The sequence below is a fragment of the Kribbella lupini genome, assembly GCF_039529595.1.
Taxonomy (GTDB): domain Bacteria; phylum Actinomycetota; class Actinomycetes; order Propionibacteriales; family Kribbellaceae; genus Kribbella; species Kribbella lupini.
In genome coordinates, this window is sequence record NZ_BAAANC010000004.1 from 444,152 (window position 1) to 470,536 (window position 26,385).

At 70.5% G+C, this 26,385-nt stretch carries 21 protein-coding genes; 12 read left to right on the top strand and 9 right to left on the bottom strand.

Annotated features, from left to right (window positions below):
* The first annotated feature begins 28 nt into the window (after positions 1-28).
* From radA to ABD235_RS35230, 5 genes are all read left to right on the top strand, one after another.
* Complete coding sequence (gene radA / locus ABD235_RS35210) at positions 29-1,441, top strand: DNA repair protein RadA (RefSeq protein WP_344182173.1); 1,413 nt, start codon at positions 29-31, stop codon at positions 1,439-1,441.
* A gap of 102 nt (positions 1,442-1,543) precedes the next feature.
* Entirely contained in the window at positions 1,544-2,479 is a 936-nt protein-coding gene (locus ABD235_RS35215; RefSeq protein WP_344182175.1) for a beta-ketoacyl-ACP synthase III, read from the top strand.
* 226 nt (positions 2,480-2,705) lie between these two features.
* Positions 2,706-3,800 carry a DNA integrity scanning diadenylate cyclase DisA gene (disA, locus tag ABD235_RS35220; RefSeq protein ID WP_344182177.1) on the top strand — a complete coding sequence of 365 codons (1,095 nt, stop codon included), beginning with the start codon at positions 2,706-2,708 and terminating at the stop codon, positions 3,798-3,800.
* A gap of 239 nt (positions 3,801-4,039) precedes the next feature.
* Positions 4,040-4,606, top strand: coding sequence for a PadR family transcriptional regulator (locus ABD235_RS35225; protein ID WP_344182179.1), 567 nt, complete (start codon positions 4,040-4,042; stop codon positions 4,604-4,606).
* Positions 4,588-6,093 (top strand): DHA2 family efflux MFS transporter permease subunit, encoded by a 1,506-nt coding sequence (locus tag ABD235_RS35230; protein WP_344182182.1) that lies wholly within the window; start codon positions 4,588-4,590, stop codon positions 6,091-6,093. The genes ABD235_RS35225 and ABD235_RS35230 overlap by 19 nt, the downstream gene beginning before the upstream one ends.
* Positions 6,094-6,145: 52 nt before the next feature.
* Here the strand turns inward: ABD235_RS35230 and ABD235_RS35235 are convergent, their stop codons facing one another.
* On the bottom strand, positions 6,146-6,847 hold the full coding sequence (locus tag ABD235_RS35235; RefSeq protein ID WP_344182184.1) for a hypothetical protein: 702 nt from the start codon (positions 6,845-6,847) through the stop codon (positions 6,146-6,148).
* A gap of 32 nt (positions 6,848-6,879) precedes the next feature.
* Here ABD235_RS35235 and ABD235_RS35240 point away from each other — a divergent pair, with 32 nt between their 5' ends.
* Complete coding sequence (locus ABD235_RS35240) at positions 6,880-7,773, top strand: HhH-GPD family protein (RefSeq protein ID WP_344182186.1); 894 nt, start codon at positions 6,880-6,882, stop codon at positions 7,771-7,773.
* Between the two features lie 505 nt (positions 7,774-8,278).
* Here the strand turns inward: ABD235_RS35240 and ABD235_RS35245 are convergent.
* Entirely contained in the window at positions 8,279-9,229 is a 951-nt protein-coding gene (locus ABD235_RS35245; protein ID WP_184799394.1) for a DivIVA domain-containing protein, read from the bottom strand.
* A gap of 72 nt (positions 9,230-9,301) precedes the next feature.
* Positions 9,302-11,635 (bottom strand): kinetoplast-associated-like protein, encoded by a 2,334-nt coding sequence (locus tag ABD235_RS35250; protein ID WP_344182188.1) that lies wholly within the window; start codon positions 11,633-11,635, stop codon positions 9,302-9,304.
* Positions 11,636-11,868: 233 nt separating this feature from the next.
* Between ABD235_RS35250 and ABD235_RS35255 the strand changes: the two genes are divergently transcribed.
* From ABD235_RS35255 to ABD235_RS35265, 3 genes are all read left to right on the top strand, one after another.
* On the top strand, positions 11,869-14,604 hold the full coding sequence (locus ABD235_RS35255) for a hypothetical protein (RefSeq protein WP_344182190.1): 2,736 nt from the start codon (positions 11,869-11,871) through the stop codon (positions 14,602-14,604).
* Complete coding sequence (locus ABD235_RS35260; RefSeq protein WP_344182192.1) at positions 14,601-15,113, top strand: hypothetical protein; 513 nt, start codon at positions 14,601-14,603, stop codon at positions 15,111-15,113. Before ABD235_RS35255 ends, ABD235_RS35260 begins: the two co-directional genes overlap by 4 nt.
* Before the next feature lie 97 nt (positions 15,114-15,210).
* Positions 15,211-16,431: a hypothetical protein gene (locus ABD235_RS35265; protein WP_344182194.1), complete on the top strand. Its 1,221-nt coding sequence runs from the start codon at positions 15,211-15,213 to the stop codon at positions 16,429-16,431.
* 166 nt (positions 16,432-16,597) lie between these two features.
* Here ABD235_RS35265 and ABD235_RS35270 read toward each other — a convergent pair whose 3' ends face one another.
* Entirely contained in the window at positions 16,598-17,143 is a 546-nt protein-coding gene (locus ABD235_RS35270) for a hypothetical protein (RefSeq protein ID WP_344182196.1), read from the bottom strand.
* Between the two features lie 134 nt (positions 17,144-17,277).
* On the opposite strand from ABD235_RS35270, the gene ABD235_RS35275 reads away from it, so the two are divergent.
* Together ABD235_RS35275 and ABD235_RS35280 are read left to right on the top strand one after the other, a co-directional pair.
* Positions 17,278-17,736, top strand: a complete 459-nt coding sequence (locus ABD235_RS35275) for a helix-turn-helix domain-containing protein (protein ID WP_344182198.1) — start codon at positions 17,278-17,280, stop codon at positions 17,734-17,736.
* Position 17,737: 1 nt separating this feature from the next.
* Entirely contained in the window at positions 17,738-18,286 is a 549-nt protein-coding gene (locus tag ABD235_RS35280; RefSeq protein ID WP_344182199.1) for a VapC50 family PIN domain-containing toxin, read from the top strand.
* Between the two features lie 81 nt (positions 18,287-18,367).
* Here the strand turns inward: ABD235_RS35280 and ABD235_RS35285 are convergent, their stop codons facing one another.
* The 5 genes from ABD235_RS35285 to ABD235_RS35305 all read right to left on the bottom strand — a co-directional run bounded on the left by ABD235_RS35285 (position 18,368) and on the right by ABD235_RS35305 (position 25,693).
* Positions 18,368-19,381, bottom strand: coding sequence for a GNAT family N-acetyltransferase (locus ABD235_RS35285; protein WP_344182201.1), 1,014 nt, complete (start codon positions 19,379-19,381; stop codon positions 18,368-18,370).
* A 107-nt stretch (positions 19,382-19,488) separates the two neighbouring features.
* Positions 19,489-22,023, bottom strand: a complete 2,535-nt coding sequence (locus ABD235_RS35290; RefSeq protein WP_344182203.1) for an ATP-dependent Clp protease ATP-binding subunit — start codon at positions 22,021-22,023, stop codon at positions 19,489-19,491.
* Positions 22,024-22,388: 365 nt separating this feature from the next.
* Complete coding sequence (locus ABD235_RS35295) at positions 22,389-22,721, bottom strand: histone-like nucleoid-structuring protein Lsr2 (RefSeq protein ID WP_344182205.1); 333 nt, start codon at positions 22,719-22,721, stop codon at positions 22,389-22,391.
* 229 nt (positions 22,722-22,950) lie between these two features.
* On the bottom strand, positions 22,951-24,471 hold the full coding sequence (gene lysS / locus ABD235_RS35300) for a lysine--tRNA ligase (protein ID WP_344182207.1): 1,521 nt from the start codon (positions 24,469-24,471) through the stop codon (positions 22,951-22,953).
* Between the two features lie 10 nt (positions 24,472-24,481).
* Positions 24,482-25,693, bottom strand: a complete 1,212-nt coding sequence (locus ABD235_RS35305; RefSeq protein ID WP_344182209.1) for an MFS transporter — start codon at positions 25,691-25,693, stop codon at positions 24,482-24,484.
* Between the two features lie 60 nt (positions 25,694-25,753).
* Between ABD235_RS35305 and ABD235_RS35310 the strand changes: the two genes are divergently transcribed.
* Complete coding sequence (locus ABD235_RS35310) at positions 25,754-26,332, top strand: helix-turn-helix domain-containing protein (protein ID WP_344182211.1); 579 nt, start codon at positions 25,754-25,756, stop codon at positions 26,330-26,332.
* Positions 26,333-26,385: the final 53 nt, after the last annotated feature.

Sequence of the window (26,385 nt, forward strand, 5' to 3'; positions counted from 1 at the left end):
TGTCGGTGGCGTCGCCTAGGTTGTGGGCATGGTGAAGGCGACGGGGCAGACCAAGTCGAAGGCGGCGGGCAAGTCGCCGTTCCAGTGCACGGAGTGCGGCTGGAGCGCGGCGCGCTGGATCGGGCGCTGCGGCGAGTGCCAGGCCTGGGGCACGGTCGTCGAGGTCGGTGCGCCGAAGGCCGCGCGGATCACCGCCGGCCCGGTCTCGTCGCCGGCGATGCCGATCGCGCAGGTGTCCGCGGTCGAGGCCGAGTCCCGGGCGACCGGGATCGGCGAGCTCGACCGCGTGCTCGGCGGCGGCGTCGTCCCGGGCGCGGTGATCCTGCTCGCGGGTGAGCCCGGCGTCGGCAAGTCCACACTGCTGCTCGAGGTCGCGGCCCAGTCCGCGCGCAACGGGCACCGCACGCTCTACGTCTCCGGCGAGGAGTCCGCGGCGCAGGTCCGGTTGCGGGCCGGGCGCACCGACGCCCTGGTCGACGAGTTGTTCCTCGCGGCCGAGACCGACCTTGGCGCGGTGGTCGGTCAGGTCGACGCGGTCGATCCGGCGTTCCTGGTGATCGACTCCGTGCAGACGATGGCCCACCCGGAGGTCGACGGCGCTCCGGGCGGCGTCACGCAGGTCCGCGAGGTGACCGGCGCGCTGGTCCGGCTGGCCAAGGAGCGCAACATCGCGGTTGTCCTGGTCGGTCACGTCACCAAGGACGGCGCGATCGCCGGTCCGCGGATGCTGGAGCACCTGGTCGACGTCGTGCTCGCGTTCGACGGCGACCGGCACTCCGGCTTCCGGATGGTGCGCGCGACCAAGAACCGGTTCGGCCCGTCCGACGAGGTCGGCTGCTTCGACATGGTCGACACCGGCATCGTCGAGGTCAGCGACCCGACCGGCCTGTTCGTCTCCGAGCACTCCGAGCCGGTCGCCGGCACGTGCGTGACGGTGATGATGGAGGGCCGCCGACCGTTGCTGGCCGAGGTGCAGGCGCTGGTCGGGCCGTCCTCGGCGCCGCAGCCCCGGCGCACGACCTCCGGGCTGGAGTCGTCCCGGGTCGCGATGGTGCTCGCCGTGCTGGGCAACCGGGCGGGCGTGAAGCTGCACGACCACGAGGTGTACGTCGCGACCGTTGGCGGGGTGAAGATCACCGAGCCGGTCGCGGACCTGGCGGTGGCGATCGCGGTCGCCTCGTCGGTCACCGACAAGCCGATCCACCCCGGCCTGATCGCGATCGGCGAGGTGGGTCTGGCCGGCGAGGTGCGCCGGGTCGGCGGCCTGGAGAAGCGGCTGGCCGAGGCGGCCCGGCTCGGCTTCACCAAGGCGATCGTGCCGGCCGACGTACCGAACCGTGGCAAGGACCTGAAGCCGCTCGACATGCAGGCCAAGTACGGCCTGCGGGTCTTCGCCGCGGGCGACATCCGGGCCGCGATGCACGCCGCGGGGATTCTGTAATCCCTCTCACAAGCGTGAGACGGGTGTCCACACCCTGAGTCGCCATTACGTACTCTGGTGGACGGCCCACCCCTCCCCGCGGCCGCCCACGAAGGAGCCTCCATGACCGGATCCAGAGTTGTCGCGCTCGGCCACTACCAGCCCGAGCGGGTGCTCACCAACGCCGAGCTCGCCACGATGGTGGACACCAACGACGAGTGGATCCAGAGCCGGGTCGGGATCAAGGAGCGCCGGATCGCGGCGCCCGACGAGCAGGTCGACGAGATGGCCTGGCGGGCGGCCGAGAAGGCGATCGCGAACGCCGGGCTGGACAAGGCCGAGATCGACTACGTCGTGGTCGCCACATGTACGGCGATCGACCGCTCGCCCAACATCGCCGCCCGCGTCGCCGCCCGCCTCGGCCTCGGCCACCCGGCCGCCCTCGACATCAACACGGCCTGCTCCGGCTTCAGCCACGCACTCGCGACGGCGGACCACGCGATCCGCGCCGGTGCGGCGTCGAAGGCGCTGGTGATCGGCGTCGAGAAGCTGTCCGACTTCACCGACTGGACCGACCGGACCACCTGCGTCCTGGTCGGCGACGGCGCCGGCGCGCTCGTCCTGGAGGCCAGCGACGAGGCCGGGGTCGGCCCGGTGGTGTGGGGTTCGGTGCCGGAGATGTCGGACGCGGTCCGGATCGAGGGCGGCGGCAAGTTCGCGCAGAATGGGCAGAGCGTCTTCCGCTGGACCACGACCCAGCTGCCGGCGATCGCCAAGGAGGTCTGCGAGAAGGGCGGCATCGTCCCCGAGGACCTCGGCGGCGTCGTCCTGCACCAGGCCAACCTGCGGATCATCGACCCGCTGGCCAAGAAGCTCGGCGCGATCAACGCGGTCGTCGCCCGGGACGTGGTCGAGTCCGGCAACACCTCGGCGGCCAGCATCCCGATCGCGCTGTCCAAGCTGGTCGAGCGCCGCGAGATCCCGGTCGGCGCCCCGGTGCTGCTGTTCGGCTTCGGCGGCGGCCTGTCGTACGCCGGTCAGATCATCCGCTGCCCCTGAGACTCGCCGTACGGCGTGTGCGAGTTTTCGCCCGCCGGATGACTGACCGCCGAAGGTTTCCGGTGCCGCCGAGGACCGGAAACCTGAGCCCGTACGCGGGAAACGGTGTTGCACGCGTCGAGTGCACATTCGGATGCACGGGCGTTTGCAAACGCCCGGACCAGGAGTCGTCGCTCCGGGGGCTTTCGCTCACACCACGGCGCCGACCCGCATAGACTCAGGGATCGTGGCCCCGAACTCCGACAAGAACAGCACCGACGCCCGGATGCGTGCGACCCTCGCCGCCGTGGCGCCCGGTACCGAACTGCGTGAAGGCCTGGAACGAATCCTGCGCGGGCGCACCGGCGCCCTGCTGGTCCTCGGACAGGACAAGGTCGTCGACTCCATCTCGACCGGTGGGTTCGAGATCGAGGTTCCGTTCACCGCCACCGGCCTGCGTGAGCTGAGCAAGATGGACGGCGCGATCATCCTCGACCGCGACATGAGCCGGATGCTGCGCGCCGCCGTGCACCTGATGCCGGACCCGTCGATCCACACCGAGGAGACCGGGACCCGGCACCGCACCGCCGACCGCGTCGCCCGGCAGACCGGCTTCCCGGTCATCTCGGTGTCGCAGTCGATGCACATCATCGCGCTGTACGTCGACGACCAGCGCTACGTGCTGGAGGACTCGGGCGCGATCCTGTCCCGGGCGAACCAGGCCCTGGCCACCCTCGAGCGGTACAAGCTGCGTCTGGACGAGGTCTCCGGCACGCTGTCGGCGCTGGAGATCGAGGACCTGGTCACCGTCCGGGACGTCGCCGCCGTCGCCCAGCGCCTCGAGATGGTCCGCCGGATCGCCACCGAGATTGACGGCTACGTGGTCGAGCTCGGCACCGACGGCCGGCTGCTCACGCTGCAGCTGAACGAGCTCGTCGCCGGCGTCGCCGGTGAGCGCGAGCTCGTCGTCCGGGACTACCTGCCGCCCGCGACCGGTCGCAAGGCCAAGACGGCGGACGACGTACTGCTGGAGCTGGACGCGGTCAGCCCGACCGACCTGCTGGACATCGGCCAGGTCGCGCGGGCCCTGCAGCTCGGTGGGGCCGAGCAGCTGGACGCGGCCGTCACCCCGCGCGGGTACCGGCTGCTCGCCAAGGTCCCGCGCCTGCCCGGCGCGGTCATTGACCGCCTGATCGAGCACTTCGGCCACCTGCAGAAGCTGCTCGCCGCGAGCATCGACGACCTGCAGACCGTCGACGGCGTCGGCGAGAACCGCGCCCGCACGGTCCGCGAGGGCCTGTCCCGCCTGGCCGAGTCCAGCATCCTCGAGCGCTACGTCTAGCCCCCACCTCCACACCGCTCGGCTCCCCCTCGCCCGCGCCTCCCCACCTCTCCGCATTTCGTGGGTCAACCCACGAGCTCGCCCGTTGGCCCACCGAAATTCCGTGGGCCAACGGGCTTCTTCATGGGTTCACCCACCAAATGATCCCGGCGTCGCGCCCGCGTGAACTTGCTTCCGGGGCAGCGGGCGCGTAATACTCCATGTGGAATAGTTCGCACGGAATAGTCGGAGTGGGAGACGTGGCGGAACTGACGCCTCTGGGGATCGCGGTGCTCGCGTTGCTGGACGAGCGCGGGATGCACGCGTACGAGATGTACCAGCTCCTCCTGCAGCGGCGGAACGACCGGCTGCTGAAGGTGAAGCCCGGCTCGCTCTACCACACCGTCGAGCGGCTGGCTGGGCAGGAACTCGTGCACGCGACCGGCACCGAACGCGCGGGCAACCGCCCCGAGCGGACGACGTACGAGATCACCCCGGCCGGGAAACGGGCCCTCGCGGAGCGGGTGCGGACCGGGATCGAGAACTACGTGTACGAGTACCCGCTGTTCCCCGTCGTCCTGAGCGAGGCGCACAACCTCGAGCCCGACGACGCGGCCGGGGCGTTCCGGCAGCGGCTGGCCGCCCTCGACGCCGAGCTGGCCGAGCTGCACGCCTCGATCGCCGAGGTCACCGAACGGCAGGTCCCGGAGCAGTTCTGGGTCGCCGCGGACTACCAACGGGCGGTGCTGGCCGCCGAACGCGACTGGCTGGCCACCCTCATCCACCGCATCGAGAGCAAGGATCTTTCATGGCAACACCGCAAGTGAGGCCCGACGTGCGGCCGTGGCCGGCGCTGTGGGCGCTGGTGCTCGGCTTCTTCATGATCCTGGTCGACTCGACCATCGTGTCGGTGGCGACGCCGGCGATCCTGACCGACCTGGACGCGGACGTCAGCAGCGTGGTCTGGGTGACCAGCGCCTACCTGCTCGCGTACGCCGTACCGCTGCTGATCACCGGCCGGCTCGGGGACCGGTTCGGCCCGAAGAAGCTCTACCTGACCGGCCTGACGCTGTTCACGCTGGCGTCGATCTGGTGCGGGCTGACCAACTCGATCGAGATGCTGATCGTGGCCCGGATCTTCCAGGGCCTCGGGGCGTCGATGATGACGCCGCAGACGATGGCCGTGATCACCCGGATCTTCCCGGCCGACCAGCGCGGCCGGGCGATGAGCCTGTGGGGCGCGACGGCCGGCGTGGCCACGCTGGTCGGCCCGATCCTCGGCGGCGTCCTGGTCGACGGGCTCGGCTGGCAGTGGATCTTCTTCATCAACGCGCCGGTCGGCATCGTCGGTTTCGTGCTGGCGCTGCGGCTGGTACCGAACCTGCCGACCAACGAGCACAAGTTCGACCTGCTCGGCGTCGCGCTGAGCTCGATCGGCCTGTTCTGCCTGGTGTTCGGCATCCAGGAAGGGCAGAAGTACGACTGGGGTCAGATCACCGGGCCGATCTCGGTCTGGTCGCTGATCATCGCCGGGCTGGTCGTGATCGCGGGCTTCCTGCTCTGGCAGGCGAAGAACAAGGGCGAGCCGCTGCTGCCGCTGTCGCTGTTCAAGGACCGGAACTTCTCGCTGGCCAACACCGCGATCACCACCGTCGGGTTCGCGATCACCGCGATGACGTTCCCGCTGATGCTGTACGCCCAGAGCGTGCGCGGCCTGAGCCCGACCCGGGCGGCGTTGCTGCTGGTCCCGATGGCCGTGATCTCCGGGGCGCTGGCGCCGTTCGTCGGGCGGCTCACCGACAAGGCGCCGCCGCGGTTCATCGCCGGCTTCGGGCTGCTGTGCTGCTCGGTGTCGTTGTTCTGGCTCAGCCAGGTGATGGAGCCGACCGTGCCGATCTGGCAACTGCTGCTGCCGATCGCCTTGCTGGGTGTGGCGAACGGGTTCATGTGGGCGCCGCTCGGCACGACCGCGACGCGGAACCTGCCGTACCACCAGGCCGGCGCGGGCGCGGGCGTCTACAACACGACGCGTCAGGTCGGCGCGGTCCTCGGCAGCGCGGGCATCGCCGTACTGATGGAGTCGCGGCTGGTCGCGAACCTGCCGGCCGCGCCGGGTGGGGCGTCGTCGGAGCCGAGCTTCGCCGGGAAGTTGCCGGAGGCGATCCACCAGGGGTTCAGCGACGCGATGGCGCAGTCGTTGATGCTGCCGGCGGCGGTGCTGATCATCGGTCTGGTCGCCGCGCTGTTCTTCACGCGGCCGCTGCACCTGCAGGACAAGGCCTACGCGAGTACGGCGAAGGTCGAAGCGGACTAGTTCGAGCTCGGCATCGGCGGCCGGGACCGCGGGCGTCGCGGCCGGCGCAGTCTCAGGCGGCGACGATGTAGAAGGCCTGTGCGGCGGACGCCTGTCCGTCGTACACGGCCTTGGCCACGTAGGTGCCGGGCTTGGCCAGCGGCTGTCCCGGCAGGCAGCCGGGGCCGGACCGGCGTCCGTCCCAGGCGACCGTGCTGGTGGATTGCTTGCCCTTGGCAACGAGGAAGGTGGCCCGCGGCACGGTCTGCTCGCACTGCGTGGTGGACCAGATCTGGTCCGCGCCGGAGGTGATCGTCAGCGAGAGCAGCGTCGGGTCGATCGCGGCCTTGCACTCGGCGCGGACGGCGCTGAGCTGGACGGCGAAGTTCAGCGCACCGCCGGACTTGATCGACCGGACCGCGGGCAGGACGTTCACGCGGACGTCGCGGCCGGCGCAGTCCTTCGGCGCCTCGGGCGTCTTCGGGGTCTCCGGAGTGCTCGGCTTGTCCGTCGGCTTCTGCGTCGGCTTGCCGGTGGGGGTCTTGACCGGGGTCTGCTCGTCGGTCGACGGCGTACTGGTCGGGTCGACCGGGGCCGCGGGAGTCTCACCCTGCTGCGGACCGTTGGCCGCGGTGTTCTCGGGCTTGTCGCCGCCTCCGCCGATCAGCCGACCGAACAGCACCAGCACGACCACCAGGGCGACCAGCAGCAGGCCCCTGCGGAACCAGTAGACGCTGGCAGGCAGGTGCCCGACCGGACGGAGCATGCTGCTCATGTCCGCACCTTAATGTCAGGATTGACCCCGACATGTCAGACTCGCCGCTTTCCCCCGCTTCGGCCTTGCACGCCCCCGTGCTGCAGTGGTACGCCGCCAACGCCCGCACGCTGCCCTGGCGGGAGCCGGATGCCGGGGCCTGGGCGGTGATGGTCAGCGAGTTCATGCTGCAGCAGACACCGGTCGCGCGGGTGCTGCCGGCGTACGACGCGTGGATGCGCAGGTGGCCCAAGCCGGGTGACCTGGCCGCAGAGCCGCCTGGTGAGGCCGTACGGGCCTGGGACCGGCTCGGCTACCCCCGGAGGGCCCTCCGGCTGCACGCGGCCGCCAAGGCGATCGTGGAGCTGCACGGCGGGGAGGTGCCGTCGGACCACGCTGCACTGTTGGCTCTGCCTGGTGTCGGCACCTACACGGCGGCTGCCATCGCCTCGTTCGCCTTCGGCCAGCGGCACGCGGTCGTGGACACCAACGTGCGCCGGGTCTTCGCCCGGGCCCTCACCGGGGTCGCACAGCCGACGATCTCCCCCACTGCCGCCGACCAGCGCCTGGCAGTCACCGCGCTGCCCGCCGAGGAGAGCGTCGCCGCCCGCTGGGCCGTGGCGACCATGGAGCTCGGCGCCCTGGTCTGCACGGCCCGAGTCCCCCGCTGCGTCCGGTGCCCGATCAGCACCCAGTGCGCCTGGCTCCTGGCCGGCTCCCCGCCGTACGACGGCCCAGCGCGCAAGGGCCAGACCTACGAAGGCACCGACCGCCAGGTCCGAGGCCGCCTCCTCGCCGTACTACGCGCTGCCAGCGGGCCGGTCCCCAAGAAGACCCTGGACGCCTGCTGGCCGGACAACGTGCAACGCGAAAGAGCTCTGGACGGCTTGATCGCAGACGGCCTGGTCGAGCCACTCGCACGAAAGCGCTACCAGCTCCCGCAGTAGCCCGCCCACACGCAGGCGGGGCGCAGCGCAGGCACGGCGACGCAGGAGCAGCGGCGGGCGCAGCCGGCGGGTGACGGCGCGGCGCAGCCGGCGGTTGGGGGCGGTTCCCGGCGCAGCCGGCGGTTGGGGGCGGTTCCCGGCGCAGCCGGCGGTTGGCGGCGCAGCCGGCGGTTGGCGGTTCGCGGCGCAGCCGGCGGTTGGCGGCGCAGCCGGCGGTTGGCGGTTCGCGGCGCAGCCGGCGGTTGGCGGCGCAGCCGGCGGTTGGCGGCGCAGCCGGCGGTTGGCGGTTCGCGGCGCAGCCGGCGGTTGGCGGCGCAGCCGGCGGTTGGCGGCGCAGCCGGCGGTTGGCGGCGCAGCCGGCGGTTGGCGGCGCGAAGCGCACGCCTCGGGGCGGCCGCACCCCTACCCCTCCCATTCCCACCACCTGGGTGAGAGCATGCTTGAGGCCGGCTTCTCCCCGAGGGGAGGGCCGGCCTCAACGCGACGGAGCAGTGGTGGAGTCTGCTCAGTTCTTCTTGCTGGACGTGGCGGTCTCGTCCTCGTCGTCGGCGAGCAGGTCGAGCGGCATCGCCGGGCTGCCGGACAGCGTCGCCAGCATCTGGCGGACGTTGGTCAGCTGCGCGTTGATGCTGTCCCGGCGCTGCGTCGCGGCGGCGAGCTCGCGCTCGGACTCGGCGCGGATCCGCTCCGACTTGTCCTTCGCGGCGGCGACGATCTCCTGCGCCTGACGGTTCGCGTCGGCCAGCTGCTGCTGGGCCAGGCGCTCCGCCTCGGACCGGGACCGGTCGGCCTCGCGCTGCACCTGGGCGGCGCGGTCGGTGACCGCGGCCAGCTGCTGCTCGGCCAGCGCCGTCCGGGCGGCGAACTCCTGCTCGACCTTGCCGCGGCGCTCGGCCAGGGTGGTCTCGAAGGCGGCCGCGGCCTGGGCGGACTTCGCCCGCTCCTGCTCGTACAGCGCCTGCGCCTCGCTGCGCCGCGCGTTCGCGTCGCGCTCGGCCTCGTCGCGCATGTCGTCGGCCTGGGTCCGGGCCTCCTCGAGGATCCGGGCAGCCTCGGCGTCGACCTCGCTCTTCCAGTCCAGGGAGTACTGCTCGGCCTCCTTGCGGACCTTCTTCGCGTGCGCCTCGGCGTCGGCGACGATCGCCTCGGCGTCGGTGCGGGCCCGGGTGACCAGGTCGCGCGCCTCGTCGTCGGCCAGCGACAGGATCTTGGCGACGCGCTCACCGAACTCGGTGAACGTCGGCGCACGGTCCTTGTTGTCCTCCTGCGCCGAGATGACAGCCGACTCGGCCGCGTCGGTCCGGGTCTGCAGCTCCTGCACGTGGCGCTGCAACTGCTCGGACTGCTGCTGGAGTGCGGTCAGCGAGGTGGTCAGCTCCCGAACGTGCTGATCCACCTGGGCCGGCTCGTAGCCACGCAGAACGGTGCGGAACGGGGTTGGTGCTTCACTGCTCATGTCTTCAGATGCTCACTTCGACTGGTGGGTGGATCACACATTGTCACTGACAAGGATCTGACTGTCACGTCCTCATCCTGATTCCCCCGTGGAACCCTCGCTGGAGGACATTCCACCATCAACGCGGAAGCCGGGTACAGCGAGTGCCTCGATCACACCCGAAAGCTGGGTGAGCTCCTTGGTGATCTCGTCGCGGCGCTGGTTCAGCGCGGCGACCCTCGCCTCGGCGTCGGCGAGAAGTTTTCGGGCCTGCGACCGCAGCTCGTCGGCGTGCGCGCGGGCCTGCGCCTCGAGCTGCTGCGCCTCGGCGCGGGACTTGCGGATCAGGTCGTGCGACTGGCGCTGCGCGTCGGCCAGGTCGTTCGCGGCGCGCTCGCGCAGTACCTGCGTGCTGGCCTCGGCCTCGGCGACCCGGCGGTTGGCCCGGTCGACGATCTCTTTGGCCTCGGCCTCGGCGGTCGCCTTCAGCCGCTCGGCCTTGGCCTGTGCCTGGACGGTGACCCGCTCGGCCTGCTGAGCGGCGTTCTCCAGCGCGGCCTCGGCCTGCGCGGTCGCCTGCTTGAGCGCGGCGTTGGCCTGGGTGGTCTGCTCGGCGTTCTGCCGGGTGATCTCTTCCTGGGTCGCCTTCAGCCGGCTCGTCGAGCGGCTGACCACGCGGCGCAGGTGCGCCCGCTTCTCGCGCATCAGCTCGGTCGCCTCGGCCGCGGCCTTCTCCCGGATCGCCTGCGCCTCGGACTCGGCCGCGGAGACCAGCTCGGCGACCGTCTTCTTCGTCCACGCGGTCTGCTTCTCGGCTTCGGCCATCGCGACCTCGGCGGCCTTGTTGGCGTCCTCGACGATCCGCTGCGCCTCCGCGGACGCCGTCCGGCGGTCCGCCTCGATGCTGTCGACGACCAGCTTGGCCTGGGCGCGGGCGTCGGCCATCAGCCGCTCGTTGGCCGCCTCGGCCTCGGACTTCTGCCGGGCGATGTCCTCGACGGCCTCGGCCCGGAGCTTGTCGATCTCCAGGGAGATCGCGGCCAGCTTGGCCCGCTCGGTCTCCTCCAGCTCGGCCGTACGCCGTTCCAGCTCGGCCCGGTTCTCGCCGCGCAGCCGCTCGATCTCGGCGTGCGCCTCGGTGATCTCGCTGCGCGCCTTCTCCCGGGCCGCCTCGACCTCGCGCTCGACGGCGATCCGCAGGTCCTTCGCCTCGGTCTCGGCGCGTGAGATCAGATCGGCCTCGGCCCGTACGGCGGCCTGCGACACCAGCGCGGCCTGCTCACCGGCGTCGGCGACCAACTGCTGCGCCTCGCGGCCGGCTCGCTCGACGTTCTGCGCCGCGGCCTCGCGGGCTTCGCGCGCCTCGACGATCAGCTCGTCGGCGTCGGCCTTGATCTGCGCCGCGGCCTTCTCGGCCTCGGCGATCCGCCGCGCGGCCTCGGCCTCGGTCTCTTCCTTCAGCTTGTCGACGGCGGCCTGGGTCTCGGCCTTCAGCTTCTCGGCAGCGGCTTCGGACTCGGACCGCAGCCTCTCCGCCTCGGCTTCGGAATCCGCCTTGAGCTTCGCCGCGGCTGCTTCCGAATCGGCCTGCACCTTCGCGGCCGCCGCCTCGGAGTCGGCCTTCAGCTGGGCCGCCGCGGCCTCGGAGTCGGCGCGCAGCTTCTCGGCCGTCGCCTCGGACTCGGTCCGGACCTGCTCGGCCGCCGCCTCCGCCTCGCCGCGGTGGTTGTCGGCGTCGGCCTTGATCCGCGCCGCCGTCATCTCGGCGTCCGCGATCCGGCGGGCCGCCGCGGCCTGGGACTCGGCCCGCAGCTCGTCGGCCGCCGCCTGGGTCTCGGTGCGCAGCTTGTCCGCCGCGGCCTCCGACTCGCTCCGGCGCCGGGTCACCTCGTCGTCGACCTCGACCCGCAACTGCTCGGCCGCCGACTCGGACTCGGTCTTCAGGCGTTCCGCCGTACTGGTCGCGTCGGCCCGGACCTTCGCCACCTCGGCGTCGGCCTCGTCCCGGAGGCGCTGCACCTCGGCCGCGGTGTCGGCCCGCAGCTTGGCCACCTCGGCGGTCGCCGTCGCGCGCAGCTGCTCGGCCTCCTCGGCCGCCTCGGTGCGGACCCGCTCGGACTCGTTCTCGGCGTCGGTCCGCAACTTCTCGGCCGCCCGCTCGGCGTCGGCGAGCAGGCGTTCGGCGGACGCGGACGCGTCGGCCCGGAGCTTCTGGGCCTCGCTCTCGGCCGCGGCCCTGAACTGCTCGGCCTGGGCCCGGATCTCCTCGGCCTCGCGCAGGGCGGAGTCGTTCTCGTGCTCGGCCTGCTCGCGCAGGGTGTCGGCGATCCGCTGCGCGCGCTCCAGCACGCCGCCCGCTTGCCGCACGCCAAAGGAACCGGCGTCGACGACCGGTTCCTGGGTCAGGGGCAGACGCGGTGCGTCCATGCGACGAGATGATTCCATCTCCGGCCCCCTCTCCAACAGTCCGGGTCCACTTGGCGCAGTCATGCTCTTACAACGAGCCACAACCGGCTACGGGTAGCTTCTTTTTTATGCCGTTGCGTGATCTTCCCACTGAATCGAAGGCCGCAACGGGCCTGCTCCAGGTGCAGCGGCTGCGGCACCGCGTGACCGTACGACGGACAGGGTGGCACGGTCCAGCACTCGCCGGACTCGCTGTGACCGCAGCGGTTTCGGTGCTGCTCCCGGGCTCCCCAAGCACAGGCTGTTACCTCTGGCGAGCCACGACCCAACCAGTCAGCGGGCGTGGTCCGGCCCTCGCGTTGCCGCTCGCGATGCTGGTCGTCGTCCTCGCGGATCGCTTGTGGGCGGACAAAATCGCGGTACGACGGCAGGTACGCGGCTGGGCCTCCGTGGGACTGACCGCGCTCACCGCTGTGGTCTGGACTGGTCTGGTGGTCCAGGGCCGATCCGGCTGCGCCACCTCACCGGCTGTGATCGGTGCGGTCGTCTGCGGAGTGCTGGCCGCGACGGTCTGCGCGCACTGGGCGACCCGCGGCGTACCGGTCGACGAGCTGCTCCCCGAGCGTCCCGAAAAATCTTCGGACCAGCCGCTGAACCAGTCCGAATTGCGGGCAACCTTTGTCCAGCTCTGCGATTTCGTCACTCCTGGACCCCCTCGGCGGTCCGTCGCGGCGGTCCTGACCGCCGCGGCGTCGGCACTTCTGCTCCTGTCGACCCTGCTCCCCTGGCGCGAGTTGGTGGACCCGGTCGCGCTCGGCCCGGCGGGTGCCGAGGCGGGTCTGCTCCGCTCCCAGCTGTGGGAGCTGCCGTACGCGCTGACGTGGGCCGTGCTCGTCGCCGTACTGGCCGCCGGCACTCTCGCCCTTTCTGTCACTGACCTGCCCCTCGTACGACGGACAGCCGCTACCGCGACCGGAGCGCTGACTGTGGTCGGCACACTCCACTCGCTCGTGCAGCTCCCGCCGCGTCTACCGGACGGCGTCGGCTACCAGCCGGGCATCGGCGCTTGGCTCGCGCTCTTGCTTGGCGTACTGCTTCTGGTCCTTGGTCTCCTGCCGTTGCGTCAGCTCGCGGCGGTCGCGGCGGCGGCTGTGCTCGGCCTGGTCGGCGGACTGCTCGTACCCCAGGCTGCTGCCGCGGCGTACGAGCCTGAGGTCGCGGCCGGGTCACCGCACCGCCTGCTGAACCTCAACGGCGGTCAGCTCGAAGACCCCATGGGCATGCGCGTGGCGATCGGTACGTCGGACCCGCTCGACTCCATCGCCGGCAACCTCGACGGCACACCAGGTGAGTGGCTGCTCGGCCGGACCGGTTCGGAGGGCTCGACGGTCTTCGCCTATGCCGACGGTGTCGCGCTGCCCCAGGTCGCACTGAGCCATGGCTCCACACCGCCGGCTCTGCTCGGTGTCGCCGACCACCGGATGCTGCTGCTCGCCGGAGGCGCCGGCAACCGGCCGTGGGCTGTCCTGGCGGTCCCGCTCAACCTGGTCTCGGCGGACATCAGCCTCAGTCACCGCGACCCCGACGGCCGGTACTACGTGACGCCTGGCGTCGAGGTCCTCGCCAGCGGCACCGGACCGGCCCTCACCCACCGGAACGCGGACCGCTCGGTCGTCATCTGGGGTGGCACCAGCACGTGGGAGATCCCGGCTGCTGAGCTGCGGCCCGGGATGAAGCTCGACGACTTCCTGGTGAACCCCGGGCCTGGTGCTCCCGGCAACTCGGTCTCCACCGGGCCGGACGGCACGGTGGCCTGGCGGACGAGCCAGACCGGTCTCGCTCTTCACCGACCGGGCTCAGGAGTCGCGCAGCTCGCCGGAGTCGCACCTGCCGGCTGTCCTCTGAGTCGGGACGCGGCCAGCTCGTCGCTGACCGTCGAGGCGTTCGCGGTGGATGTGCGCGGCAACCTGTGGCTCGGTGGGAGTGCTCCGACCGCGGTGGTCACGCCGGACGGCGTACTGCGGCCGCTACCGAGTCGTGTCGCCGGAGTGGACAGCATCGAGGCCCGGCCCGACGGGTCCGTCGTACTGGGGGTCTCGCCGGGTGGCGGGGACCAGGTGCTCGTCGTACCGGATGCGGCTGCGTCGGCGGCGTCGTACCCGGCCGCTGGTGAGCCGTCGGCCCGGTGCGATCGGCGCAAGCCGGCTGGTGGCAGTACGTCGTACCGGATGAGTGTGGTGTCACCTGTGCCCCTGGTGGATCCGCCGGTGGATGTGGAAGGCCAAGCAGGCAAGGCAGTCCCGGGGACTGGCTCGCAGCTGGCCTTGGACGCCGGCGGCCGGCTGGTGCGGATGCGGGTGCCGAATGCCGCGCACGTGTGGGCTCCTGATGGGCAGGGCGGTGTCTGGTGGACTGTCGCCGGCCGCGCCAAGCCGTCGTACCAACTGGCCGTCCACCTGAAGTCCGGGAAGGCGACCGTGCTGCGTGATCCGTTGCCGACGGCCCCTGATCAGCGCGGCGAATCGGCTGCCGCGGCGGGCGACCTCCTGGTGAACGCGATCGGCGGTGGGCAGTACAACTTCTACGGGCCTACGGTGAAACGCCTTCAGGTGAACGGGAAACTCCGGGCCCTGGCCCAGCTGCCGTCCGGCGCGATCGCGATGGTCCTCGGCGAGAGATTGATCCAGGTCGAGCCCGACGGCCGGGAGACCGTCCTCCTCGGCGGCTCGTCGACTGGGTGGCCGGTGTCGGCTGCTGGCGTCCCCGCGGCCGAGCGGACGACTGACGGCACCTGGTTCACCGGGCCGGACGGCAGGCCCTGGGTCTACGACGGCACGCATCTCACCCGGGTCGACGGCCCCGGCCGGGTCACAGTCATCGCCGGACCGGCCGACGGCGTCCCGCAGGCCGCGGACGACGTCACCCCGATCGGCACGAGCCTGTACTTCGCGCTCGGCCACGACACCGTCCGTCTGGAACCGATCCGATGAGCCTGCCCGACGAAGCGCTTCCCCACTTGGTCGAGCAGGCCGAGCGTCGGCTCTCGGTCGGTCAGCACCGCTGGTTCGCTCTGGCCACGCTGCTCGCCACTCTGCCGGCTGGGGTTGCGCTCCTGCTGCCGTGGGCTTTCAGCCGACGTCTTGGTCAATCCGTCTGGCAGCTGGGCATCGAGACCCAGCCGACGCTGGCTCTGGCTTGGCTGGCCGGGCTGCTGGCCGCCGTACTGGCTCTGGCTCTCCCGCCCGGCCAGCTGGCCCAGGCCGCGGCCGCTGTCTCCGGAGTCGTCGGACTGATCTACGCGGCCGGCGGCTGGCAGGCCAACACCGCCAGCGCTCTCAGCGACACCTGGCCTGGGCCTGGTCCGGCGGTGGCACTCGTCACCGGCCTGATCTGGTTGCTCTGCGCCAGTGCGCAGCTCATCGCCGACCAACCGCATCCGGTCGAGCCGGACGCCGAGGAGGTCGCAACCGCCGTACGGCGTCTCCGTCAGAACCGCTGAAGTTCACCCGTGCGAGGGAGCCGAACCCCTCGCAGGACGGAGGTGCTCGAGGCCCCTCCGGTCGCACCGTGGAACCACACGAGCACCGGAGGAAGTCATGACCGTCACCACCGCCAGACCTACCCGCACCAGCCGCCTCCCGGTGGCGGTGGCCGCGCTGTCCCTCCTGTACGGCGTACTCGGCTTGACCTGGTTGCTCGGCGGTCCGCTGGACTACCCGTTCGGACCGACCAGAGCTGACGGCGACCGCATCTCGCTGCTCGCGTTCGTCTCGACGGACGTGGGCGCCGGACTCGTGGCCGTGCTCGGGTTCCTCGGCGTACCGGCTGCTCTCGGGCACACGCAGACCACGTGGACGCCGTCGGCGTACCGGCCGTTGCTGCTCTTCACCGCGCTGCAAGCCGTCGTCTTCGGCGTGCTCGCACCGAGCATGACCGTCATCATCGTCGTCGGGTACCTGCTGGTGCTGGTCGGTCTGCCGGTCGCCTTCGCGTTCCTGGTCGCCGGTGCTTGGCGCCAGCCGGTCACTCGGGTGCTGCTGCTCGGTGTGCTCGCGCTTGTTGCCGTGCTGCAGTTCACTACCGGCCTGTTCGACTGGCAGGCCTTTCGCGAACTCGGCTCCGCTCTGGCGGACGTGCCTGAACGCATCGGCACCGACCCGCTGTTCGTCTTCGGCGCCTTGCTGCTGGGCGCCGGCTGGGTCGCCCTGGGCGTCCGGACGCTTCGCGCCGTGCGCGGCCGCTGCCTGCACTGCGGGCGTTCTCACGACGCGGCCGGTGTTCGGGCTGGTGCTGATCCGCTCGGCGGGCCCCCGCACTGGACCGATCCCGAGTCCGCCCGCCGCTGGGGCTTCTGGGCCACGATCATCGCCGCCCTCTGCCCGATGCCCTACGCGCTCGTCCGCCTGACCTGGCTACTCCCGACGCCGGTCGGCTTAGGCATCGACTCCGCCACCCTCGACGCCAACCCCGGCCTGAAGCTGTTCGGCCTGGGCCTCGGCGTGGTCGCCCTGACCTCCGGCATCGTCACCCTCGGCCTGATCCGCCCGTGGGGCGAAACCTGGCCCCGCTTGATCCCGTTCCTCGCCGGCCGTCCGGTCCCCCTGAAGGCCGCCCTGATCCCCGCCACCACAGTCGCCGCCTGCCTCCTGGTCAGCAGCCTCTCCCTCGGCCAGCTGCTCTGGCTCCCCGAGGAGTCCCTCCTCACCAACCTCGGCCACCTGGCCCTGTTCCCGTTCCCCCTCTGGGGCGCCTCCCTGGCGGTCGCCACAGCCGCCTACTACTACCGCCGCCGCAAGCCCTGCCCGACGTGCGCCTAGCCAGCCGGCCGGTACGCCGTACGGCTCAGCCGACCGGGTCCGGCGGCTCCGGCCGCTCCAGCCCCTCCGGGCCGGCAGGTCACCGCGGCTCGCGGCTCAGGGGCTCGCGGGCTCGCGCGCTCGGGGGCTCGGGGGCTCGGGGGCTCGGAAGGGAAGCCTGCACAGCTCAGGGCCGGCGGGACACCGTGACCGTCGGCCCCTGCGCGACCGTCCCCCGCGGCACCCCCGCCAGCCCGGGCCCGCTCGACTGCTTCCCCGCCCCCCGCAGGTAGTCGACCAACGCCCGCTGCCCGTCGCCGTCCACCACCACCGGCACCAACTCAAAGGTCCCCGTGGAGGCCGTACCGCCGATCGTCACGTCCGGGCACGTCAGCGCCTCACCAGCAGTCAGACACGGCCCCGACGCCGGATAGTAGGCCTCCTGCGCCGCCGCCCGCCGAATCAGCACCCACACCTCTTCCCCCGCCCGCAGCCCCCGCACGGTCCCCACCAGCCGCTCCACCTGCGAAACCTGCCCACCAGCCACCGGCGTACTGATCCCCACCACCCGCTCAGGCGCCGGAGTCGCCCCAGCACCAGGCGCCTCATCCCCCGATCGCCACAGCACCACAGCCGTAGCCACCCCGGCCACAGCCAGCACCCCACACAAGACAGCCACCACCCGCCACCACCCGGCGACCAGAGCTTTCGCTCGATGCTTACGGCGTGCCATCCCGGCCTCCTCAACGAGCCCTGTGGCTGTCAGCAACCACTTTGCTGCGAGTTCCCACTCATTGTGACCGACACTCCGGCTTTTGCGCTTATTGCGTTTGTTGCGGATACTGCAGATGGACGAGAGGAGAGGTCATGAACGCAGCAGAACCCGCGACCGCGCGCCCGGACGCCGCCGAGGTCAGGACCGCCGACGTCGCCATGCGCCGGGTCAAGCGCTACCTCGCCGACCACACCGACGAACGCGACATCCGGGTCGTCGTCGGCGGCGATCCCGACGACACCCTCGCCATCCCCCGCAGCGCGGTCGAACTCCTGGCCCGGGTCCTCGCCCACATGGCGGCCGGCCAAGGCGTCACGGTTGTTCCCGCCCACGCCGAGCTGACGACGCAACAGGCAGCCGACCTGTTGAACGTCTCCAGGCCACACCTCATCGGCCTGCTGGACGCCGGCGAGATCGCCTTCCGCAAGGTCGGGAGCCACCGTCGCGTCCGCGCCGACTCCCTGCTCGAGTATCGGCGCAAGGACGATCACGAGCGCCGCGAGGTCGCCGACGAACTCACCGAGCTCAACCAGGACATGGGCCTGTACTGACGTGCCGTTCATCGTCGTCTACGACTCCAACGTCCTCTACCCGAACAGCTTGCGCGACCTGTTGATCCGCGTCGCACAGGCCGGCCTCGTCCAGGCGAAATGGACTGACCAGATCCTCGACGAGACCTTCCGCAATCTCCGGATCGACCGCCCCGACCTCGACCCGGCCAAGCTCGACCGCACCCGGGAGCTGATGAACAAGGCGATCCGCGACGTGCGGGTCACCGGCTACGAACCGCTGATCGACAGCCTGGACCTTCCCGACCCAGACGACCGGCACGTGTTCGCGGCAGCGATCAAGGCGCACGCGCAGGTGATCGTCACCGAGAACACGAAGCACTTCCCGCGCGCCGCGCTGACCCCGTGGAACCTCGAGACCCGGAACGCCGACGAATTCGTCCATGACTTGATCGATCTCAACCGGCAGGAGGTCTACGCGCAGGTCCAACGCATGGCCGACGCCTGGATCCGCCCGAGCACTGTCGAGGACGTCTTGGACGCTCTCGAACATCTCGGCCTGCTGGAAAGTGTCACGGCGCTCCGCAGCTGAGCCACTTGGGCCAGTACGCCGCTGGCGACCTGGAGTGCGCCAATGCGAGTGTCTGCGGATTCCGTAGTGACCTACGCGCGGCTACGGAGCCGGGACCGGGAGCTGGAAGACCGACCAGCGGTCGACTGGCCGGAAGCCGAGGGCTGTGTTGACTGCTCGCATGGGGGTGTTGTCTTCGGCGTTCCAGGCGTCGATGGCTCGGAGGGCTGGTTCGTTGGACTCGGCGTAAGCGTGGTTGGCCGCCTTCACGAGCAGGCCGAGGCGGTGGCCTCGGTGGGTGGGCTCGACGATGGTGGTGCGCTGGCGGGCGTGGGTGTTGTCGTCGGCCTCGAAGGCGAGCTTGGTGCGGGCGACGATCCGGCCGGTGGCGTCGTGGCGGGCTGCGGTCGAGTAGGAGCGGTGGCCGCGGCCGAGTTCGGTCGCCTCCTGGCGGCGTACGCGGGCGGCGTCGTACACCTGCTGCTCGACCGCCAAGTCGCCGGTGGGGGCGTCGAGCATGAGGCGGCTCTGGAGCGCGGCGACGTCGTCGACGAGCTCATCCGGTACGGCGTCGCGCCACTGCACGAGCGAGTACCCGCCGGCGTGGGCCCGCGCCTCGCCGAGGATCGCCTCGGTGTCGGCCAGATCGAGGTCGAGCCGGGACCTGATGTCGGTGGCGCCGGGCTGGTGGGCGCGGTTGGTGAGATACCGGTAGCCGGCCTCGTCGCGAGTAACCCCGCCGGGCAACGTCCGTACCGCATGCACCTCGATCAGACTCCGCCCGTGCCGTCGCGCGGCCGCGTACACCTCGTCCAGCAGCCTCGTCCCGATACCGCGACGCCGGTGCTCCGGATGCACGATCAGGTCCAGGTAGACCATCCGCAGGTTCTCCACCTGAGGCAGCTCGTACGACGCAGCGCCAACCGCCAGGCCGCCGTCCCAGGCCAGCACCGCCTCCTCGTCCACCGAAGGCCAGAGGTACTCGAACCGAGCCAGATGCTCCCGCCGACCCGGCACCGCACAGTCCGGCAGATCATGCCGAGCCACTACCACCCGCAGGTCGTACCACCGCCCCAACCCCACGGCGTCGCCCGGCTCGATCTGCCTGATCTCCATCACCGCATCGTCCCGCCCACCCCGAACGACCAGCAATCGGATTACCCCAGCACACAACAAAAGACCCCGCGGACATCAGTCCGCGGGGTCCTTCGTCAGCTAGCTGATCAGCTGTCCTGGATTCCCGTGCCGCCGCCGGCGATCTCGGTGAGCTCCAGGTCAGGCGTGCTCTTCTGGGTTCCGGTGAACGTGAAGTACTCCGGGAGCCCGTCGGAGCTGACGGTGCCTTCGGGGGCGACGTCGACCAGGACGATCTGGCCGGGGCGCAGTTCCCCGAACAGGATCTTCTCGGCGAGCACGTCCTCGACGTCGCGCTGGAGGGCGCGGCGCAGCGGGCGGGCACCGAGGACCGGGTCGAAGCCGCGGTCGGCGACGAGGGCCTTGGCCGCGGGCGTGAGCTCGATGCCCATGTCCTTGTCCTTGAGGCGCTCCTCCACCTGGGCGACCATCAGGTCGACGATCCGGACGATCTCTTCCTTGCCGTGCTGGTGGAAGACGACGATCTCGTCGACGCGGTTCAGGAACTCGGGCCGGAAGTGCTGCTTGAGCTCCTCGGTGACCTTCGCCTTCATCTTCTCGTACGAACCGGAGACGTCTCCGACCTGGGAGAAGCCGAGGCTGACGGCCTTGGCGATGTCCCGGGTGCCCAGGTTCGTGGTCATGATGATGACGGTGTTCTTGAAGTCGACCACCCGGCCCTGGGCGTCGGTCAGGCGACCTTCGTCCAGGATCTGCAGCAGCGAGTTGAAGATGTCCGGGTGGGCCTTCTCGACCTCGTCGAACAGCACCACGCTGAACGGCTTGCGCCGGACCTTCTCGGTGAGCTGGCCGCCCTCTTCGTAGCCGACGTACCCGGGAGGCGAACCGAACAGGCGCGAGGCCGTGTGCTTCTCGGAGTACTCCGACATGTCGAGGCTGATCAGCGCGCTCTCGTCGCCGAACAGGAACTCGGTCAGCGCCTTCGACAGCTCGGTCTTACCGACACCGGACGGGCCGGCGAAGATGAACGAGCCGCTCGGCCGCCGCGGGTCCTTCAGACCGGCGCGGGTACGCCGGATCGACCGCGACAGCGCCTTGACGGCGTCGGTCTGGCCGACGTACCGCTTGGCCAGCTCCTTCTCCATGTCCAGCAGCCGCGAGGACTCCTCCTCGGTCAGCTTGAAGACGGGGATGCCGGTCGCGGTGCTGAGCACCTCGGCGATCAGCTCCTCGTCCACCTCGGCGACGACGTCCATGTCGCCGGCCTTCCACTGCTTCTCGCGCTCGGCCTTCGCGTTGATCAGCTTCTTCTCGTCGTCGCGCAGAGAAGCCGCCCGCTCGAAGTCCTGGGCGTCGATCGCCGACTCCTTCTCCCGGCGCACGTTCGCGATCTTCTCGTCGAACTCGCGCAGGTCCGGCGGAGCGGTCATCCGGCGGATCCGCAACCGGGCCCCGGCCTCGTCGATCAGGTCGATCGCCTTGTCCGGGAGGAACCGGTCGGAGATGTACCGGTCGGCCAGCTGCGCGGCGTTCACCAGCGCGGCATCGGTGATGGTCACCCGGTGGTGCGCCTCGTAGCGGTCGCGCAGGCCCTTGAGGATCTCGATCGTGTGCGCGATCGAGGGCTCGGCGACCTGGATCGGCTGGAACCGGCGCTCCAGCGCGGCGTCCTTCTCGACGTACTTGCGGTACTCGTCGAGGGTCGTCGCGCCGATGGTCTGCAGCTCGCCGCGGGCCAGCATCGGCTTCAGGATGCTCGCGGCGTCGATCGCGCCCTCGGCCGCGCCGGCCCCGACGAGGGTGTGGATCTCGTCGATGAACAGCACGATGTCGCCGCGGGTGCGGATCTCCTTGAGCACCTTCTTCAGGCGTTCCTCGAAGTCACCGCGGTAGCGCGAACCGGCCACCAGGGCGCCCAGGTCGAGGCTGTAGATCTGCTTGTCCTTCAGCGTCTCGGGGACGTCACCGCGGACGATCTGCTGGGCCAGACCCTCCACGATCGCGGTCTTGCCGACGCCCGGCTCACCGATCAGGACAGGGTTGTTCTTGGTACGGCGGGACAACACCTGCATGACCCGCTCGATCTCGGTCTCGCGCCCGATCACCGGGTCGAGCTTCGATTCGCGGGCGGACTGGGTGTAGTTCCGGCCGAACTGGTCGAGCACCAGGGAGCTGCTGGGAGCACCTTCGGTGGCCCCGGCGCCGGCCGAGGCCGTCTCCTTGCCCTGGTACCCGCTCAGCAGCTGGATGACCTGCTGCCGGACCTTGTTCAGGTCCGCGCCGAGCTTGACCAGGACCTGCGCGGCGACACCCTCACCCTCGCGGATGAGGCCGAGCAGAATGTGCTCGGTGCCGATGTAGTTGTGGCCCAGTTGCAGGGCCTCACGCAGGGAGAGCTCCAACACCTTCTTGGCGCGAGGGGTGAACGGGATGTGCCCGCTCGGAGCCTGCTGTCCCTGGCCGATGATCTCCTCGACCTGGGAACGGACAGCCTCCAGCGAGATACCAAGACTTTCCAGAGCCTTGGCGGCGACACCCTCACCCTCGTGGATCAGGCCGAGCAGGATGTGCTCGGTCCCGATGTAGTTGTGGCTGAGCATCCTGGCCTCTTCCTGGGCCAGGACGACTACCCGACGGGCGCGGTCCGTAAATCGTTCAAACATCGCCAAAGCGCTCCTTGCCTCAGAGGAGTCGGACGTGCCGTGTAGGCCGACCCCCGTACATGCATGCTAGTCCCCGGCATCGACAGGCTCGCTCTCAGCGAACAAGCGAAGACCTCTCGCCGGCCGCCCACTGGGGATCACAAGGGAACAACCTCTGGGCCCGCCACGGTGTTCCCGGCGCGCCCGGTGTTCGCCACCAGCGAATTCGTGGCGGTAGCTGCCCCGGAAGGCACCTTGCGTACGGCGTGTCCCCGGAAGTGTCCACAGTGTGAAACAACCGGAATGCGGACGGTCCCGGTGCCTGTCGCAGGCACCGGGACCGTTTGCTCTCACCAGCGCGACCCGGAGGCCGAATCCGCAGGGGACTACTTCGCCTCGTTGTACGCCGCGCGCACCTCGGCCGAGATCCGGCCGCGCTCGCTGACCTCGTAGCCGTTGTCCTTGGCCCACGCGCGGATGTCCGCGGAGTCGGTCGCCGACCGGCCCCGGCCGCGACCGCTGCGACCGGCCGGACCGCGACGGCCGGCCACCTTGCGGGCCACCCCGACGTACCCGGACAGCGCGTCGCGCAGTTTGGCGGCGTTCTTCTTGGACAGGTCGATCTCGTACGTCGTGCCGTCCAATCCGAAGGTCACGGTCTCGTCGGCCTTACCACCGTCGAGATCGTCCTCGAGAACTACCTGGACCCTTTGCGCCATCGATGACAGTCCTTTCCGCGCCCGCCACCGGGCACAATCCCCCTACTTTTTGGCTTCCCCCTGATTTGTACCGCACAAACCCCGGTGTTGTCATTCAACAGGCGGAATGTAGGGAAAGATGTGACTTAAAACCCCGTCACTCACCGTATGCGTCCGCAACGGAATGGACCCGGAAATTGAACTGGCCGATGGTTGTGCTAAGCAACAGCCGCCGGGGACTGTTTCCAGCTCACTCCGGACGCAGCAACGGGAAGAGAATCGTCTCCCGGATCCCGGCCTCGGTGAACAGCATGATCAGCCGGTCCAGGCCCATCCCGAGTCCACCGGCCGGCGGCATCCCGAACTCCATCGCGCGCAGGAAGTCCTCGTCCAGCTCCATCGCCTCGGGATCGCCGGCGGCGGCCAGCATCGACTGTGCCACCAGGCGTTCACGCTGAATGACTGGATCGTTCAACTCGGTGTACGCCGGCGCCAGCTCGACCCCGTTGATGATCAGGTCGAAGGCCTCGACCAGTCCCTCGGTGGTCCGGTGCGGCTTGGCCAGCGGCCGGACCGCGGCCGGGTAGTCCTGCACGTAGGTGGGCTGGATCAAGGTGTGCTCGACCAGCTTCTCGTACAGCTCCAGAGCGATCTCGCCGGCATTCCATCCGGGCTGCAACTCGACCTGGTGCTGCTCGGCGAGCTTGGTCAGCGTGGCCGCGTCGGTGGTCACGTCGACGGCTTCACCGACCGCTTCCGAGATCAGGTCGAAAACACTCGCCGAGCGCCACGGCAGGGTCAGGTCGATCTCCGAACCGTCGCGCCCAGTGACGGTCGTACGACCCAACGCCTCTCCCGCATTGAGGACCAGATCCCGGGTCAAAGTCTTCATGGAGTCGTAATCACCGTAGGCCTGGTAGGCCTCGATCATCGAGAATTCCGCGGCATGGGTGGAGTCCAGGCCCTCGTTGCGGAACGTCCGGCCGATCTCGTAGACCCGGTCGACGCCGCCGATCATCGCCCGCTTGAGGTCGAGCTCGAGCGCGATCCGCAGCAGCATGTCCTGGTCGAAGGCGTTCAGGTGGGTCCGGAACGGCCGGGCCGCGGCGCCGCCGTTGGTCAGCTGCAGCACCGGGGTCTCCACCTCGACGAACCCCTCGTCGTCGAAGGTCTGGCGCAGCGACTTGAGCACGGTCGCCTTGGTCCGCACCATGTCGCGGGCCTCCGGCCGCACGATCAGGTCGACGTACCGCATCCGGACCCGGGCTTCCTCGCTCAGCGGGTGGTGCTCGTTGGGCAGCGGGCGCAGCGTCTTGGCCGCCATCTGCCAGGCGGTCGCCTGGACCGACAGCTCACCGCGCCGGCTGGTGATCACCTCGCCCTGCACCGACAGCAGGTCGCCGATGTCGACCAGCGCCTTGAACCGGGCCAGCTCCTCCTCGCCGATGTCGGCCAGCGACAGCATCACCTGCAGCTCGGTCCCGTCGCCCTCCCGGAGCCGGACGAAGCACAGCTTGCCGGTGTTGCGCAGGAAGATGACCCGACCGGCGACCGCGACCTGTTCCCCGGTCCGGGTGTCCGGCGCGAGCTCCTGAGCGTCGTACTTGGCCCGCAGGTCCTTCAGCAGATGCGTCCGCGGGACCGTGATCGGGTAGGGCTGCACCCCCTCGGCGAGCAGCCGGTCACGCTTCTCCCGGCGGACCCGCATCTGCTCGGGCAGGCCGTCCTGCCCGCTGTCGGGGGTCACCGGGGTCTCGCGTGGCTCAGTCATAGGGCAAAGGCTAGTGACTGACCGCCTCCGGAACCGAATCGTTTGTCCTGACCACCAGTACGGCGGCCAGCCCGGCGGCCGCACCGCAGGCGATCCCGCACACCACGAACGTCGTCCGCGTCCCCAGTACGGCGGCCAGCAGCCCACCGAGCGGCAGCGCCACCAGGCTGCAGGTCCGCACGGTCCCGCCGAGCGCCGCGATCACTCGCCCGCGCACCTCCTCCGCCGTACGGGTGACGATCAGCGTGCTGGACGCGGCGTTGAGCAGACCGCTGCCGGCCCCGACCACCACGGCGCCGGCGAACAGCGTGATCGCCCCACCGGCCACACCCATCAGCACGCAGGCGCCACCGATCGCCGCCATCCCGGCGAGCATCGCCCGCGAACGGCCCGCCGACGACGTCAGCCGGCCAGTCCCCCAGGCGCCGAGGATCGCCCCGCCGCCCTGAGCCGCCATGACCCAGCCGTAGCCGGCCGCGTCCAGCCCGATCTCGTCGGTGACCAGGAAGACCTCGACCACGTTGACCGCCTCGCCGACCACCACGAAGATCCACAGGCAGACCACCAGGATCCGGAGCAGCGGATCCCCGAGCAGGCTGCGCAGCCCGGCCGTCAGCGCACCACGCTCCCGTACGGCGCCAGCGACCGGCCGCCGCCTGGTCCGGACCGCCAGGGCCACCAGCGCGACGACGCCGAAGGTAGCGGTGTCGACGAGCAGAGCTCCTCGCTCACCTGACCAGCTCACCAGTACGCCGCCAACCGCTGACCCGGCCAGCGTCGCGACGCCAACCAGAGCCTGGCTCGTTCCAGTGGCCTTGCCGACCAGCTGCTCACCGACGATCCGCGGGATCAGCGCGGCCCAGGCCGGACCGGCCACAGCCTGGCCGACCTGCAGCAGGCAGACCAGCGCCAGCGTCTCGGCCAGGCCGTGGCTGAACGCCAGTCCCAGGCCGGCGACGACCTGGAGCAGCGACGCGCAGACCAGGACGGTCCGCGAGTCGTGCCCGTCGACGATCCGGCCGGCGAACGGGATCATCGCCACCGTCGGTACGGCGAACGCCAGCAGCAGGGCGGTGACCGCCCCCGGTCCCCCGTTCTCCGACACCCTCAGCATCAGCGCGACCAGGGCCACCGAGTCACCGGCGTACGACAGCGCCCGCGCCGGCAGCACCAGCCGGATGTCGCGGAAGGACCAGATCGAAGTCTGAAGTGTTTGCTTCATATTTGTGAAGCTACTGCTTCACGGATTGACCGGTCAAGGGCTTTGGTTACGCTGAGCCCCGTGGCCCAGAAGAAGCGTGTGGTGCTCACCGATCCCCGGGCGATCCGCGCACTCGCGCACCCGGCCCGGCAGCAGGTCATCGACGAGCTCTACAACGGCAAGGTGCTGACCGCGACCGAGTGCGCGAAGCTCGCCGGGCTGACGCCGTCCGCGATGAGCTACCACCTGCGGGCCCTGGAGCGGTGGGGCATCGTCGAGCGTGCCGAGGAGTCGCCGGACGGCCGGGAACGTCCCTGGCGCGCGCCGGCCGCCCGGCTGGTGATCTCGTCGCAGTCGACCGGCGCCGGCCGGCTGGCCGGGCAGGCGCTGATGCGCACCTCCGCCGAGCGGATTCTCGAGCAGTTCCAGCAGCTGCCCGCGACCGATCCCTGGGACGACGTCAGCACGATGAGCCGGTCCCGGCTGTGGCTCACCCACGAGGAGGCGCGGCAGTTCAACCAGGAGCTCGAGGACCTGGTCGAGCGCTACCGGAAGGGCCGCAGCCAGAGCACGCACCCGGCCGCCGCCCGGCAGGTGAGCACGCTGCTGGCCGTCGTACCGACCGGCGATCCTCCGGCCAACACCGGGCCGGCCACATAAATTCCTGGCGCCGGATACTTCACAGATCAGTAAAACGGTTGCCTGCCAGTGCC